11 protein-coding genes are annotated in these 16,650 nt (G+C 50.0%); 2 read left to right on the top strand and 9 right to left on the bottom strand.

What is annotated here, in order from left to right:
• Positions 1-577: 577 nt before the first annotated feature.
• The 4 genes from JQR86_RS21050 to JQR86_RS21035 form a co-directional block, all read right to left on the bottom strand.
• Complete coding sequence (locus tag JQR86_RS21050) at positions 578-1,756, bottom strand: transglycosylase SLT domain-containing protein (RefSeq protein ID WP_407363892.1); 1,179 nt, start codon at positions 1,754-1,756, stop codon at positions 578-580.
• 522 nt (positions 1,757-2,278) lie between these two features.
• Positions 2,279-3,319, bottom strand: a complete 1,041-nt coding sequence (locus JQR86_RS21045) for a hypothetical protein (protein ID WP_407363890.1) — start codon at positions 3,317-3,319, stop codon at positions 2,279-2,281.
• A gap of 736 nt (positions 3,320-4,055) precedes the next feature.
• Entirely contained in the window at positions 4,056-5,099 is a 1,044-nt protein-coding gene (locus JQR86_RS21040) for a formylglycine-generating enzyme family protein (RefSeq protein WP_407363888.1), read from the bottom strand.
• Positions 5,096-6,790: an arylsulfatase gene (locus tag JQR86_RS21035; protein ID WP_407363886.1), complete on the bottom strand. Its 1,695-nt coding sequence runs from the start codon at positions 6,788-6,790 to the stop codon at positions 5,096-5,098. The genes JQR86_RS21040 and JQR86_RS21035 overlap by 4 nt, the downstream gene beginning before the upstream one ends.
• A 656-nt stretch (positions 6,791-7,446) precedes the next feature.
• Here JQR86_RS21035 and JQR86_RS21030 point away from each other — a divergent pair.
• A complete protein-coding gene (locus JQR86_RS21030; protein ID WP_434155415.1) occupies positions 7,447-8,574 on the top strand; it encodes a hypothetical protein in 1,128 nt (375 codons plus the stop codon).
• Positions 8,575-9,328: 754 nt separating this feature from the next.
• Here JQR86_RS21030 and JQR86_RS21025 read toward each other — a convergent pair.
• On the bottom strand, positions 9,329-10,483 hold the full coding sequence (locus JQR86_RS21025) for a hypothetical protein (protein ID WP_407363882.1): 1,155 nt from the start codon (positions 10,481-10,483) through the stop codon (positions 9,329-9,331).
• Positions 10,484-11,442: 959 nt separating this feature from the next.
• On the opposite strand from JQR86_RS21025, the gene JQR86_RS21020 reads away from it, so the two are divergent.
• The gene (locus JQR86_RS21020) at positions 11,443-12,357 is read left to right on the top strand and encodes a LysR family transcriptional regulator (RefSeq protein WP_407364014.1); all 915 of its coding nucleotides are present in this window, start codon (positions 11,443-11,445) and stop codon (positions 12,355-12,357) included.
• Here JQR86_RS21020 and JQR86_RS21015 read toward each other — a convergent pair.
• From JQR86_RS21015 to JQR86_RS21000, 4 genes are all read right to left on the bottom strand, one after another.
• Positions 12,354-13,130, bottom strand: coding sequence for a substrate-binding domain-containing protein (locus JQR86_RS21015; RefSeq protein WP_312272541.1), 777 nt, complete (start codon positions 13,128-13,130; stop codon positions 12,354-12,356). The genes JQR86_RS21020 and JQR86_RS21015 overlap by 4 nt on opposite strands.
• Before the next feature lie 34 nt (positions 13,131-13,164).
• Positions 13,165-14,460: an MFS transporter gene (locus JQR86_RS21010; protein WP_312272542.1), complete on the bottom strand. Its 1,296-nt coding sequence runs from the start codon at positions 14,458-14,460 to the stop codon at positions 13,165-13,167.
• A gap of 294 nt (positions 14,461-14,754) precedes the next feature.
• A complete protein-coding gene (locus tag JQR86_RS21005; protein ID WP_434155414.1) occupies positions 14,755-16,050 on the bottom strand; it encodes a PQQ-dependent sugar dehydrogenase in 1,296 nt (431 codons plus the stop codon).
• The gene (locus tag JQR86_RS21000; RefSeq protein ID WP_286788461.1) at positions 16,047-16,475 is read right to left on the bottom strand and encodes a DUF2231 domain-containing protein; all 429 of its coding nucleotides are present in this window, start codon (positions 16,473-16,475) and stop codon (positions 16,047-16,049) included. Before JQR86_RS21000 ends, JQR86_RS21005 begins: the two co-directional genes overlap by 4 nt.
• Positions 16,476-16,650: the final 175 nt, after the last annotated feature.

Here is a 16,650-nt window from a genome sequence, read left to right as displayed (position 1 = left end):
ATGTGAATTGAGTTGTGTGAATAGGTTAACAAATAGCAAACTATCTTTTTCTTGGTTTTATTAATCAAAACATAGGATTAAAACAGCTATTTGAAACAATAGAAGGTGCAGAAATTAAGGTCAGATGCACCGAGTCTTGCGAAATTAAATAGGGCTTAAAAATTGATAGAAGGTAATAAAAGCTTCATATTACCGACATCTCTCTAGACAAAACCTGTACATCATCCAAGGTGTTTTGGATAGCTCAGAAGGCCAAGAGTCAGGCAGTAGCTGGGCCATTATCTTTAACAGTGCGGTTTGCTTAGCTTATCAACCATAGCTCCATTTTACATTTTGTAAAAGATTAGAATAATTTTCTTGGATGGCTTTTATCAGCGTTTTTTTGAATGGCTGCAGTATTTCGTTGAGGTGGTACGACTCGACATATCATCCTTTTGCTAAAAAGCCGAGCCAGTTCTTGGCGATAGGTTGCCTTATAAATTATTCCGCCTAACAGTTATGAGTATGGAAATAAAATTCCGGATTCACAAATAATTGAATATTAAATTTCAATGGTATTATGTTACACATCATTCGATTAAGGCGTGGCGGCAATAGTCGACTGCCCGGTCGGTATTTCCGACGTATGAACGGAACCGTCAGAGCGCGCAAGCGTATCAAGATTAGCTGTCAATAGCCTCTCTTTAGCGATGGGAATGACAAGATGCCCCGGCCCGCCTATGGTATTGCCGTTAACATAGGCAGGGTTTAGCCTCTGTAGTTCCTTTTTGGGGATACCTGATATAAGCGCCAACTGCGCCAGCTCTACAGGACGGGCCAAGCGAACCGTAATAAAGTATGGCTCATCCGCTACAGGCTTCAGCTCTATGGCATGTCCATGAGGCGATTTGACAAGAATGGATAGGGCCAGGAGCCGTGGGACATAATTTTGCGTTTCACGGGGTAAATCCAGATGCCAATAATCGGTAGGAAGCCCTTTCTTGCGATTGGCCTCTATTAAGCGCGATACGGTCCCCTCACCAGCATTATAGGCGGCTAAAGCCAATAGCCAATCACCTCCAAACTGCTGATGTAGACGTGTCAGGTATCTCATGGCAGCATGTGTTGACGCGATAACGTCGCGCCGCGCGTCATAAAGCGACGTCTGGCGCAAGCCGAAATCTGTACCAGTACGGGGCATGAATTGCCATAGTCCGACCGCCTTTTGACTTGAGATGGCCATCGGGTCATAGGCACTTTCGATCATAGGCAACAAAGCCAGTTCGGCCGGAAGGTCCTTTTGTTCGAGACCTTCAACGATAAAATGCAAATAAGGTGCGGCCTTGCCACTGGCGTTGGTTATGAAACGCCGATTCTGGATTAACCAGTTAAGCTGCTGATTAATCCGATCGTTACGCCCAATCTGGTCCACCAGAACAAACCGACTGCTTACCCTTCCCCAGATATCAGACCGTTTCTCGCGTAGCATAGGTGGCCGGGAATAGTCAGATACCATGACCGGCTCCTGCCCCTCACGAATGACCAAGCGTGGCGCGCGTGCCTCAGGTAGTTGGACTGAGTCAGTAAGTTGACAACCTGCACATAGAGTAATAGAGAAAAGAAAACCAGCCCGTAGGGAGGCAAAAGGCATACGAAAAAAAGACCGTTCCATAACAATAAGCACCTCAAACCAAACAGTCCTATGTGGCTTGAAGTAGATATCGGTTCCTACATGATTCAGTTTCAGACTTTTAAAGATAATGAGTTTATTGATCACACTTGAATTTCAGCTGTTACTGCAATAATTAACTCTAATGAAATCGCCTGGTTCAGCCAACAACTCAGAGACAATCCCTAAACTTCAGCTCCGGTTCTTCAAGCACATAAACTCTTTCAATTCAGAGAAGCGCTTTCCTCATTCGTTATTTTCAGCCGACCAGATGTACTTCCGTTGAGATTTTCGATTTTATTAAAAGTGCTGCGAAGCCGCACAGCCACTCACTTCACGACTGATCCAAAGGTGATTTTTCATTGGACTAGTAAGTATTTTATAAAAGTCACTGGAATAAAAAATCCGGGTATTTCGCAAGAAACTTTGTGAGGAGTTAGCGCAGCCATGAGACTGAATTATAAATAACCGCACCTCTTGCCCCTTATGCAAAAGGTGCATCTCATTCATAATAAATTGAGAGGAACAGCACATCAGTTTGGTAATTACATAGCAACAATTAATGCTTACGCCCGTAGCATTAGTAATAAAATAATAACTGGAGGACCCATTAAGCCCTCCGTGTTTCGCTTATGCTACGCTGCCGCGCAACTCATCCGCGGTCGTTATTACTTTCTGCGCATAGCCCTGAGGGTCGGTGGTTCGCTGGAAAGAATCGATCGAGCCTGGCTGCCAGTTAGGCCCGCCGTTGTATTTCTCCAACTGACTCCGGGTGTCGCCACCCAGGTTGCTCATGATCATAGCGGCCATCTCTACCTGGTCGGCTTGACTGGAATGGTCGTATTCATGACCTGCCTGCTGACGGAACATGCCGGTGTTTTCGCTACGTGTAGCGGCTTCTACCTGCATCACACCGTCGCCATTAGCCATGTTCTGTCCCCAACTGCTCTCCTGCTTAGCTTGAGCTGCAAGCACAAAGGGATCAACCCCATACTTTTCTCCCGCTTTGACGCAGTTCTGCCAAAGACCCTGCGGCATGCCCTGCGGTGCGTTGCCGGCATTTACTGAAGTGATGCCATTGCCGGGCTTCACTGTCTGACCATCACCTGCGTCGTTCGCCCTGGCCTCCCCCTCCTTGCCGCTAGGGCTTTGTGCCGCAAATGAAACATCTCTGGGTTGGCCTTCATTACCAAAAGTGACCGGAGCATTGCCTTTCCCCCCGCTGCCTTTTTCATTCCCGGCGGAGTTGTTGGAAGGGGCATGTTGCTGCCCACCTTGCAACAGCATCAGTAGTTGTTGAATTAGGGGCTTGAGCATTTCAAGGATATCTTTCAGCGATTGCTCTACATTATTGGCACCGCTCGGATCCTGTATAGATTTGTTGCTGAAACTGTGATTCACAGAACTGCTGTCGGCGCCATATAGGCTGCCGAAATTGACGGGGCTGCTATCGCCCAAGCCAAATGAGACTTGCCCATTTTGTCCGTAACTACCTTGAGAAAAGCCCATGTTCTGGGAATCCAAGGGCAGTAAGTTCTGAGGAACTGGTCGTTGTATGGATACACTCATGTTTACCTTGCCTCGAAAATGATTGTGCCGCTTAAAACCAATCGGTGAATAGCGCCGGGTTTGTGCATAGGTTTCCATCCTGATCAAGGTCATCCAGCTCATCTGTATTTGTTACCTATTTTAGCAACAGATCTTGCCGACCCGTTAGTAGCCTAGTTCAGGTGGAGCGTTTGAATGAGTGGTTTATGGTCAGTGCCGGTTCCAAATGTGAGGCAGGCTGCCGAGGCGCTTTGAACAAGCCAAGCTGCGTTCCACACCACGAGCTCAGCGTGTAGAGACGAAACGTTTAACGGTAATTACGGATAGGGCGATTGCCGTCTTCTTGCTCTACCAAAGAATAGCTACATCTTGTGACCTAGACAGACATCGAGACGCTTTCAGATAGTTGAATCAATGCACTCCAGCACCCTCTTTTCATGAGCAAAAAGCTGAATTAGGCACAGCACCTAAAAGACTAGATAAGTTCATTAATGAGAATACCGGACGCCTGATTTCAGAAGTTAATCGCGTGCTTGTTGGGTGCGCTATAACCCGCTTCGAAATTCGAAGCCATGATCTCTTTGACGTGCCTAAGAAAATTATTTTCTGACAACGCCTAGATAGACGAACACCAATACTGCTGGAGCGGAGCCGCCCTGGGCAGCCCCATTTCCATTCAAGACATGGATGCCTTTTGCATCTGGTCGGTAGCCTATCTTTCGTACCTTCCTGCCTGGGTTATGAATTGGAAAAAAATTTAAGCCCCGAAGCGTCCAGTTAGTATCGTAAGACAGGCCATCCGCCTGCTCTGTCGCGCTCAAAACGGCCAGGTGTAACCCAAGCTTGGAAATACAGCTGCCTAGCGGGTCGGCGCCTCTGTCGAGACCGTTCTAAATCCGATATGCGAGGTGCCTAAATAACTGACCTGGGGTTGCCTGGCGGAAGGTCGATAACGAAGACAGTAATCTTCGGCGCACAGGTGGGAGCCACCTTTTATAACCTTCACCGGAACGCCAGGCTCCCGCGGGTCCAGCCCCGTATCAGGCCCTTCAGGATTGTTGGTCTCAACACCCTCATGGCCCGGGCGATACCAGGTACGGGTAAGCTCCCAGACATTACCTCCCATGTCAAAAAGGCTGAATCCGTTGGGTGGAAAGCAGCCCACGGGAGATGTCCCCCGGTATCCATCAATTCCTCGATCCGCAAGGGGAAAGTCGCCCTGCCAAGTGTTAGCTTGTGGATGTTCATGATCCAGCGGTTTGTCACCCCAAGCGTAGTCCGCTTCTACTAGGCCGCCGCGGGCGGCGTACTCCAACTGCGCCTCGCTTGGCAGCTCTCGCCCCAGCCAGGTGGCATAGGCCAGAGCATCATCAAAGCTGACATGAACCACCGGATGATTGAGTCGAGTTTCGATGCCCGAGCCAGGGCCCTCCGGGTGCCGCCAGTTTGCTCCAGCAATAAACTGCCATCCTGGATGTTCTTTTGAACGGACAAATACCAGCGAGCCGGGCAGACGCACCGCCGGAGGAAGTCCTCTGGCCGCTTCGCCACTGAGCCCGCGCTCCGCCTGCGTCTGATAGCCGGTTGCCCTTACAAATGCTGCATACTGCGCATTGGTGACAGGGTGACGGTCTATCCAGAAACCTTTGATGCCAACGGGGACCGCTGGTCGCTCTTCGGGATAGAAGCGCTCGGACCCCATCGTAAACCGGCCTGCGCTTAGCTGGATCATTCCATGCTGCTCTCTGCCCTGCCGCGTCAGGGGCAGCCCGTCGTAGGTTTCACACAAATAGCCTGGCAATGGCGATGAATCCGCCACGGCCAGGTAGCGCAAAAGCCCTCCGGTCAGGATCGCGAGCAAAAGAGCGCCGATAGCGATCAGGTGATTACGCCGTACGCTCACAGATCTGGTGCGCTGTCGGCCGGGCGCTGCAGTGCAGGAAAGCGCGGCACTCCTGCCTCGTCTATAGAGATGTTGTTACTGCCTGCATACTGCCGCCAGTCCATCAGGAGGTCCTTAACCTGCTCAGGATGTTGCCCAGCCAAGTCCTGTTGCTCGGCGGGATCGGTGGCCAAGTCATATAGACGCCAGGTTGCGCCTGTTATCTTGGGCGCATAGACCAGCTTCAGGTTGCCTCGACGAAGCGCTGCTGCACCGTCCTGCTCCCACCCCATCGGCTGCGCGGCGGCATGAATCCGCGGCTCCTCTCCACTAAGAAACGGCAACATCGTGCTGCCCTGTGACGGGATGACCGCCCTACCCTTATAGCGAATACCGGGATGTTCTATACCGGCTACCTGAAGAAAGGTCGGCATGACGTCACGGACACTGGCAAACTCCGTTGTCTGGCCCTTGAGGACCCTGGCCGGAAAATGTACAAACGCAGGTACCCGTATTCCACCTTCAAAAATGGTCTGCTTATAGCGCCGTCCCGGCTGAGCACTAACTTGCGCCCAGGCCGGACCGTAGGTCACAAACGAGTTGGCTCGCCCCAAATTGTCCAGACGATTATCAAAGTGTTCGGCTACCCACTCTTTGATTGAATCCCCTCGGTTCACCGACTCCGGGCCGTTGTCGGACATGAACAGGATAAGTGTATTGTCATACTCGCCCAGGTTTTTAAGATGAGTGACGAGGCGGCCAATCTCCTGATCCAGAGACTCGACCATTGCCGCATAGGCCTCCATTGAGCGTGCTGAGCGCATTTTTTCTTCCGCGCTTAAGGAATTCCACTCAGGCACGCCTTCCAGTACCGCCCGCGTCTGGAAATCGGCTGGAAGCAGACCCAGCTCTTTTTGGCGAACCAGGCGTTGATCGGCAATCACCTGATATCCCCTGTCATAGAACCCACGGTACTTGGCAAGATAGCTATCCGGCGCCTGGAGCGGCCAGTGAGGCGCCGTGAAGGCTGCAAATGCAAAGAAAGGCTTGTTTTGCTCATGCGCCGCCCGGGTCGTCTCGATCAGCCGATCGGTAAAATAGGTGGTCGAGAAGTAGTTTTCGGGCAGAGCAAGCGGTTCCCCATTATGGACAAAGGTTGCCGAGTAGTTGGCCTGGATAGACATTTCCTTTTGCTTGAAATGAGCTGCCCCTCCCTCCAACACCACATAGGACTCAGCAAACCCTCTATTCTGAGGCTGTTGTTCCGGCAGCTTGCCCAGATGCCACTTCCCTGCAATGGAAGTCTCATAGCCGGCGTCTCGCAGTAGTTCAGCCAGCGTAACAGCCTCACCTTGTAATACGCCCTCATAGCCAGGACGGATGGCTTGGTGAGCAAACAGCCGATTACGTGTCTCGGCCATCATGCCAATACCTGACAGGTGCTGGTCGTTGCCAGTAAGCAACATGGCACGGGTAGGAGAACAGCTCGGCGCGCTATGAAAGTCCAGCAAGAGTTTTCCACCAGCAATCAACTGATCGAGGTTAGGTGTGCTGATTTCACTGCCCATTGCGCCAAGGTCTGCATAGCCCAGGTCATCAGCAACTAGCAGGAGAATATTAGGCTGATGAGGTGTTTGGGCGTTTTCAGCGAACGACGTTGTGCTCGATAAGAGACAAAGACAGGTGGCAAATACACCTGGTAGAAGTTTCATGGGTTTTCCTTGTTGTTGTATGCCCATTTTTGAGCTTGACCTCGGTATCGGCCAGCATCTAAATAATTATGATAGTTAACTTTGTTTGTCAAATCTGCCTGCGTTTTGACGCAATGTCCTGACCGGCACCTAACAGGCTCGGCTGCAGCTTTTCAGTCAGGTGCGCTGTAGAGCGATGGGTCACGGACCTTCTCGATTTAAACGTTGAATGCGTGAGGCAAGGCGAGGCTCCACGCTTGCATTCGGGTCAAGACAGGCATCCGTAGATGGCAAGCTTTGGTCCAACTTCTGGTTGTGGAGCAATATGGCTTACATAACATGTCACGACGCTGCGTCATGCCGCCACTCGACGCTTTTTAACCACGCCAATTCCGAGCTGTATTGCCAGGGGTCCTTCAACAATGTGACTTAGTAGAAAAGTGCTGCATCGTTATCTTCGCTCTTGCATCACTACCGCTTGGACTAGCAATTGAAGGTTTAAGCCCTATGGATTAGAGGCTCAAGCAAAAACCGCCTCGTTAATGAAGCCAACGGATCGGCGTCCGGCGTAGGTAAAGGATCTGATCACAGCAGATTCAGTCCAGGCCATAGGTGGGAACTTTTGTTAGTAGAAAACCACGCAGGAACTTTCTCTATATCCAACAGGCCTGTCCATCATGTATCCGATTGGTACTCCTTCTGTTGTTACCATTCACTCTCCAACACCTGAAGAGGATGTTCGGAAGAGTGAAACTGCTCCGCTGCCTCCCCAGAAATTGCCAGTAAAACCGCCTCGGCCAGATGCTCCACCATCAAGTCCGTGTGCCTCTTCGCTGCAAGTAGCACGATTTTCAGGTGCTTGGAAAAAGGCCAATAAGGATATTGTCAGCGAGGTGGCAAAGCACTTGGCTTTCCCTGATCGCTTGGCATTGTCACAATCTAACGATGCATTATGTCAAGCCATGATTGAGCACAATGACATCAAGGTTCCTGACAACGTTGTAGAGGCTTGGACGACCTTACAAAAAGCTCCAAATATCAGGGCGATGGATACGTTACTTCAACATCTACCCAACGCAAATAATTTAGACAAATCGTCTATAGCAATGGAATTTGTTAAATATCTAATTAATTTTCAATCAGAGTCTGAATCCAAGCTTGAGCAGTTGGATCATTTATATAACGCACTGCCAGATATAAATGTCGAAAATCCAAGCATCGCGATGACGCTTAGTGAAGCTCTTTTCGCTTATGGAATCGCTCGGTTACCGCAGGAGAAACATACTGCAGGTTTAGAGCGCATAACGAACACTCTTTATGAGATGGCAGCAAGGCCAGACGAGCTCAGTACCTTTGGTGATTTAGCAGCAAAGCGCGAAAAATCTAAAGCGCTAACAAACTTGATAACTATTGCATCGAATAAGTTTAGTGTCATGCCGCTCACTGGCAACGATAGAGAGGCTATTGGCAAAAAAATAGTCGAGACGTTTCATCTTGTTCAGGCTGGTGACTGGCTGCATGATTTTTCACTCGTCGATAAGCGGCCTGATTTAAAATTACCAAACCAGCAGGCTGAAAGCGTTTTGAATACTATGCGTGCTTTAGAAGATGTTCAAACCAAGTTGGGACTAGCGAGGGAATGCATCGCTCACTTTAATAGATTCGAGTTAAAAGATGCCCCAAAGTTCATCTCCGACTTAGAGGATCAATTAAGCTCCTTACAAAGCTGCGAAGAGCAGAATAGTGCCGTAGGCAACCTTTTAAATGAGCTCAAGATGTTAAGTTCCGTCTTAAAAACAAGCTAATAGACTGGCATCTTTTGTGCACTCTAGCAGAAATCAGAGATGAACGAGGCGGCGTAGTATCCTACGAAAGATCAGCTGCAGAGAATGAACTAACAATCGAAATGATTAAGCTATCAAGGTGTCAGGACCAAATATACCTCTTGCCTTACTCTGCAATGCTTAATGACAGGAAGCATTGACAAGGACTACGATCGTGAAGAGTTACGTCATGATCGCAACCACTTTAGTATGCGATCGGTAATTACTCAGCGCACCACGTGTCTAGGCGCGCCTTGACGGTTTGATATACGCGTAAACGAGTGCTATTCAGCTAGTTGAAGGAAATACACCTGCTTTGACAAACTGGCCAGTAGCTTCAAGGCTGTGGTTATTCTGGCTTGTATCGAGCAATGCATGTGGATGGACTGTTCAGACAGACCCTAGAGTTCAATTTAAGAAAGCGTTATAAAGAGACTACTTGCAGTTAGGCAATGAACATTTAAGGGGCCTTATAGCGAATGGAATCTATAAGCACTTCGGCTAGGTATCCAAAGCAAGGCTACCTGTGTATTGGTTCATCCGCCCATACCTTTCAAGGCGGGGCAAATTTAAGTAAACAGTTTTTTAAATTCCTGCTCATAGGCAAACCTTATGATCAGATCACACATATAGCTGCCTTGATCAAGTGTCTAGAAACGCGATATGCCTCTTATGACTGGCTTGAAGCTCAGAGAGGCCATGAGAACTCAAGGTTCTCATGGCCTACTTTGCTGGCTTACTGCTGAATAACAGTCGCTGTATTCATCATGCCGGTTTGAGATACCGTAGCCTGATTACCTTGACCGGTACGCTCAAGTGTTACAGACAAACCTGAGCCTTCCTGAGTGAGCTTAAAGACATCATTGACAGTCTGGCGCTGACTAATGCTCATGTAGTTGTCGTCACCCAGCTGAGCGACTTCGAGTGAGCTATCGATCGTTCTATCCTGTACAAGATCCATGGTATTGCCATTACCTTCCTGATTGGTAGTGATCTCATTAGATCCCTGCGCAGCCCTCTGGTCTACATTCAGAGTATTGTTATTCCCTGTTTGGGTTGCATGCAGATCAGCCCGTGCCGAAACAAACATTCCAGCGTTACCTTCTTGCCTAGAGGTTATGGTGTTGTTATTACCATTTTGTGTAAGTCCGGTTGAGGTATTCAGGCTTTGAGTAGCGTTTATGCTATTACCATCACCGGTCTGGTTAAAGCTCAAGCCATTCCCGCCGTCCTCTGGGTACTTAGGGTTACTGCCGTCTTGGTCAACAACTACAACGTTCGCATTTCCACGTTGTTCTCCTCCGACCGAATTATTCATATAGCGTTGAGTAGAGGTAATGGCATTATTATCACCATTCTGAGTGACGGAGAATCCACTACCTACACCTCCCGTGTCCTGCTCTACCGTGATGTTATTCGCGTTGCCAGTTGTATAGGCAAAAACGGGAGCATAGTACAGCCCGGTCTGGACAATGTTATGTACGTTGTTATTACCAATTTGCTCGCTGGACGCTACGCCTATTAAGCCACCTGTACCGTCATAGTTATAAACGTTTGCGTTACCATTTTGCGTTACATCAGCATAGCTACCGCCTTCCTGGTAGATGGTCGCAAGGTTATTGTCACCCGTCTGGTAAACTCTTGATTCAGCGTCGTTGGTATTTTCTGCCTGAAAAACGGTAGCCGAGTTTGTGTTCCCATTCTGCTCGACGATCTGCCTACTATTGATGCCCAGTTGATTCTGTACTGCCTTATTAGAGCTTCCGGCTTGGGTAAGCTCAGCAGTATTGCCATCCCCAGCCTGGTTAATCTCAGACTCATTCATTTCAGCCATTGCAGTAGCAGTTGCAAGGGTTAGGGCTGTGGCAGTGAAAAGGTGGTGAAGACGCATATCGATTTCCTTGTCGTTATACCTAATATATGGCCTTAAAGATGGCAGTAGGCCAGTTAACCAGAGAGACCGCATCCTTCTTCTGATCTTGATAGTTACCAGTTGCACTGGTAACAACAGCGTAGATTCAGAAAAACTGATTGCCATCAAATCCGACAAATGGACAGGTACGTTTATTACGTCATGAAACACTTAGTTTATTTTTAGAAACAGATCAGCCACGACTAACCTTTTAATAACTATCAATACTGCAACAAGATCCTTATAAGTCTGCAAGACAAGTTAGGAAAATGCGGATTTAATCGGTATCTTAAAAGCAATAACGTTATGATCCGCCAATGCCATAATGTCTTCCTCTGATATTGCAAGGAAATATAAAAGAACCGGCAACTCGAATCATTTAGTCCGTTATGCGTTATCAATTAAAGCCAAGCGCTTAATCTTCAGGTTATTATCCAACACGTTAAACGCTATAAAAAGGGAAGTATTCCTCCTTCCTATGAATGTTTAAGTTATTTTTTATATAGCGGTAGCGAGGAACCCTAAATGTTGGACATCTAGCCGGATCCTGTTAACCCCTTAGTCCAGCATATGATCAAACTTACACCAAGTAGTTTTTTCAATCACCTCAACAAAAGCTACTCCTTGCTATAGACCTAAAAATTTAGGCGATTTGATCCTACTCTTATAGCCGATCCGCATGTTTCGAATGCTCTAAGTGGTATAGCCATTACTCGAAAAATGTATTCAAGCGTGAACAGTCAGAACTGATGTATTCCAGCATTCTCACTCACAGTTACGTATTATTTGGGAGGAACGCCTTAACTTACCTAAGGGCGAGAGGGTTAGCACATAACGGCGCGATTAAGGGCTGCATCAAATTATGCCCATAAAAGCGGTTTGCCATATCTATATCCGATAGTATATGCCTATTATCCAGCACAAGTTATGTGAGTACGATGGCCGTCAACTTCGACCTAAATGATCTTCAGGCATTTTGTGCTCTGGTTGAGCATAAGAGTTTTCGTGCTGCTGCCGATGCGATCTACATCTCTCAACCGGCTTTGAGCCGTCGCATCGATAAACTGGAGGGGGCGCTCGGGGTAAAGCTGTTCGAGCGAACCACACGACGAGTAAGCCTTACCATGGTAGGTCGGGCATTTGCACCGCGGGCCGAACGCCTCCTCAATGACCTGGATGATGCGCTGCTAGGAATAAGCGAAGTGGCTTCCAACCGTACGGGGCGGGTAACCGTGGCCTGCGTTCCTTCTGCGGCATATTACTTCATGCCAAGTGTTATCGCCCGCTACCATGCTATCTATCCCAAGGTACGCATAAAGCTGATTGATACCAGTGCCAACAAGGTATCTGCGGCTGTTATCAGCGGTGAGGCTGATCTGGGCCTAAGCTTTTCCGGCAATCTCGATCAGGACGTAGAGTTTGAATGGCTGGTACAGGAGTCTTATGTCGCGGCCTGTCGGTGTGATCATGCGCTGGCAGGTAAAAAAGCGGTACGTTGGGAGGAGTTCTATCGCTACGACTACATTGTAGTCGACAAGACATCAGGTAATCGTTTTCTGCTGGACCAGGCACTTGCTCATATTGCACCGGAGCGTCTTAGTATTTGTGAGACCCGTCATGTGACGACCATGCTGGGTATGGTTGAAGCAGGACTTGGCATTGCAGCGGTCCCTGCCATGGCCCTGCCGGCTGGCCATCATCCGGTTCTCACCAGTGTGCCGCTTATTGATCCAGTTGTAGAGCGTCACGTAGGTATTATCAAACGGCGCGGCCGCGCCCTTTCTCCAGCCGCAGCCGCTTTGGAAAAGCTGCTTATCGATATGAAAGCGCAGCCGTCAAACAGGCCGGCTTAAGGTACTGAATCCAACCCCGTCGAGCGGACCTGCTGCTGAACCTCCTTGGATGAGAGGTATTGCAGCAATGCTCTAGCCTCCTCTGGATGCGCTGCGCCTTTGGGAATAGCACCTGCAAAACGGGTAACCGACTGAACCGATTCAGGGATTTTCCCTATAAAGGTTACGCCAGGCACAGGCAATAGCTCACTCACCTGTTGAAACCCCAATTGGTAATCTCCCCTGGCAACCATGGAACCTACCGGATCCTTTTCAACCATCTTTGCCTTCGGTTTTACCTGGGTTTCAATACCGAGTTTCTTGAACAGCTGATTTTGAATGTATACACCACTGGCGCTATCAGAATACGCGATAGAGTCGGCCTTCAGCAGTGAGGCTTTCAGCTTTTCCACGGTATCGATCTCAAGCTTGGGGGAGCCCTTTCGAACCACTGCACCTATACGGGAATCGGCCAGCTCAACTCGAGAGTTCTCCTGAATCTTGCCCTGTTTGATCAGCTCATCAAGAGCATATCCGACCATGATGACTACATCGGCCTGTTCACCTCTTGCCAGGCGATTTGGAATAGCCTCGGGAGACTTGCCCATCGAAGGACCGCGGCTCGTTTGTAAAGTATCCCCGCGCTGGGCGGCAAATTCTGGTGCCAACTGTTGATAGGCGGCAGTAAACCCACCGGATATCATTACCTTTAGATCTGCTGCCTGAGCCGTTCCCACTAGGCTATATCCCAGCAGAGCTACTGCGAACACACTTCTCTTGATAAATGCCGTCATGATTATTCTCGCTTATAGACGATACAGGGGTGTTTCAGGCGGTCTGCAGCTGCAAGGAGCTGCGGCGATACAGGTAGCACGTCGCCAACAGTGCGCAGATAGCTGCAAAACTCATCCAGTAACCAGGCGCGGCCCTATCGCCCGTCGCTTGGATCAGAGCAGTTGAAATGGCTGGGGTAAATCCTCCAAACACAGCGGTAGCCAAGCTATATGCCAGCGAAAAGCCTGCCACCCTGACCTCAACCGGCATAATTTCGGTTAACGCAGGAATCATGGCGCCGTTATATAAGCCATAAAGAAACGACAGCCACAGCAGAACGCCTAACATAAGCCCAAAGCTGGGCGCATCCGCCAGATATGATAGGGCTGGATACGTGGTCACGATAGCAAGTGCAGTCATCGCAATAAGTAATGGCTTGCGCCCGAATCTATCGGATAGCGCCCCGCCAATAGGCAGCCAGATAAAATTTGAGACGGCGACGAGCAGCGTTACCAGCAAGCTGTCCGAGGCACTTAGCTTGAGTACCGTCTTGCCAAACGTAGGCGCATAAACGGTAATCAGATAGAAAGCCGTGGTGGTCATGGCGACCATCAGCATGCCAGCTACTACCACCGTCCAGTTGTCCAGCAGAGTCCTTAAGACCTCGCGCATTGCAGGATGATGACGGCGAGTGTTGAACTCCTGAGTTTCCTCAAGCTTGCGTCGTAACACGAAGATAAACGGAACTATCAAGCAGCCCAGCAGAAACGGGATTCGCCAGCCCCAATCGGCAATTGCAGTCTCGGAAAGCCAGTGGTTGAGTCCAAAACCCAAAGCCGCGGCTACTACGATGGCAACCTGCTGGCTGCCTGACTGCCAACTTGTATAGAACCCCTTTTTACCTGGAGTCGCAATCTCGGCCAGATAGACCGATACACCACCGAGTTCGGCACCTGCGGAAAAGCCCTGGAGTAGACGGCCAACTAGCACGAGCAGGGGGGCCCAGAACCCTATGCTGTCATAACCCGGCACCAGGACGATCAAGAAGGTCCCGGCAGCCATAATCGAAAGGGTTACGATCAAGCCCTTGCGACGCCCTACCTGATCGATGTATGCACCCAAAATTACAGCCCCCAGAGGGCGCATTAGAAAGCCAGCGCCAAAAACTGCAAAGGTCATCATCAGGGAGGCAAATTCGCTGCTAGCTGGAAAAAAGGCCTTGGCGATATAAGTGGCGTAGAAGCCAAACAGGAAGAAATCAAACTGCTCAAGAAAGTTGCCCGACGTCACGCGGAATATTGCACCAATCTTTGAGCCAGAAGCGGCACGGTGGCCATGAGCAGGAACCATAGAACACTCCACGTCTTGTCTCATATGCAGAAGGCATATGTCTTTTTGTAACAAGAAGAGTGGAGAAAAAATATTGATTTGATAAGTGCATATTAGTGATCGACTAATGCATACATCGCATTAATGGCATTGCACTGGAGCACACATCTTTAACAGTGCATTACCTGCTAAGCGATGCGCCAGAGGATCAGAGTGGTAGATAAAGGATAGATAACGAGACGTATCCGCTGACTGCCCCTGATATTTCCTTGGTGGGTACGGACGGCCCTATAGGACCGTCCTGCGCAGAACCAACTACTGCGTCCGCGTCACCCGCCATACGGTGTTAGACAGATCATCAGCGATGATGAGCGCACCGCGCGGATCGACCGTTACGCCCACCGGACGGCCACGGGTTTTCCCGTCATCTCCACGGAACCCTGTTGCAAAATCAACAGGATCACCGGACGGGCGTCCGTTGCTGAACGGTACGAAGACCACCTTGTAACCGACCGGATTCTTTCGGTTCCAGCTGCCGTGCTCGCCAACAAATACGCCATTGGCAAACTTGTCACCCATTTCCGGTATTGAGAAATCCACACCCAGCGCGGCGACATGGGAGCCCAGCGCGTAATCTGGCGCGATGGCAGAAGCAACTTTTTGCGGATTCTCTGGCTTCACTCGAGGATCGACGTTCTTGCCCCAATAACTGTAGGGCCAGCCATAGAATTGGCCCTCACGAACCGAGGTCAGGTAATCCGGAACCAGATCAGGGCCCAGCTCATCCCGTTCGTTCACCACGGCCCATAATTGCCCCGTCTCCGGCTGAATGGTCAATGCTGTCGGGTTACGCAGACCGGTCGCATAGGGTTTGTGAGCGCCCGTTTCAGCGTTGACTTGCCAGACCATTGCGCGATCTACCTCGGCTTCCATGCCGCGCTCGGTAATATTGCTGTTGGAGCCGATGCCCACGTAGAGAAAACGACCATCGGGACTGACCGTCAGCGATTTAGTCCAGTGATGGTTAATTTCCGCAGGCAGATCGGTAATCTTGGTCGGTGGACCGCTGGCCTTGGTTTGACCATCCACATAGTCGAAGCGCACCAGCGCATCCTGATTGGCCACGTACAACTTGCCCTCAAATAAAGCCAGACCGTACGGTGCGTTCAGGTTCTCGGCAAAAACCTCTTGAACCTCGTAGGTACCGTCACCGTTTGCATCGCGCAGTAATGTAAGGCGATTGCCCCCCTTTATCTTGGTATTGCCTTCCGCCTTGATGACCCCGGCAATAACATCTTTTGGCTTGAGTTTCGCTGCGTTACCGCCCCGGCCTTCCGCCACCAGGATGTCCCCGTTGGGTAGTACAAGGGTTTGCCGCGGGATTTTAAGATCCGTTGCGATCGCTCTGACGTCGTAACCCTCAGGCACTTTTGGCTTTTCATCACCCCAGGGTGCTGGGTCAGCAATCTTCATACTCGGCAGCAGGCCGCGCTCGGGATCAGGTAGCTTTGGATCACCGCCGTGTGATTGGGTGGCTTCCCCCTCGCCACCGCCACACGCGCTTAGCATTACCGCCATGCTCAGTATCGTCAGTGCATTCGAATTTCTCATCTTGCACCTCCTGAGCGCAGGTTGGTCAGGCCGATCCAGGCTGCAACAACGCTAAGCAGCGTTACGACTACCGAGAGGGTCAGCCCCATAGGCATCGACGCCCAGGCATCCTTTGCATGCTCGAAGGCATTAACCAGCCCTAGTATCCAGGTAATCAGCAGGAGCAGGAAATACATCAACGGCCGCCCGGCCTTACGGTCGGCACGGATCAGATTGACCAACGCGAACAATAGCGCCAGCCCGCAGAAAAGTTCACCTCCGGCAATCAGCCAGGACGAAAAGTTGTTCCACTGGATCTGGTATGTCTTGGAATAGGCAATGTCGCTGAGCAGTGCGCCAAGAAACAGCGGCACGGTTCCGGCAAGCAGTATTGCATGCAGCGGACCGGGTGTAACTCTATAGGTCGGATGAAGTGCAGTGGTCACGGGAGCTCCTTTTCTCTGTTATGTCTTGCAAAAACCGTATGCAGGTGTACCGGTGGTCAGATGCCTGCCGGCGATGCCATAGCAAGGGAACGCAGCGCTTATGTGTTAGTTCACGGCAGCCCATTGAATGAAACATATTGAAACCTCTGAAGGCGCTCTACGCCGGGGCTTCTGC

Source organism: Pseudomonas sp. JZ134 (genome assembly GCF_051027695.1).
Taxonomy (GTDB): Bacteria; Pseudomonadota; Gammaproteobacteria; order Pseudomonadales; family Pseudomonadaceae; genus Chryseomonas; species Chryseomonas luteola.
Note: the sequence above shows the minus strand (reverse complement) of the source record. Positions and strands in the feature narration are given on the sequence as shown.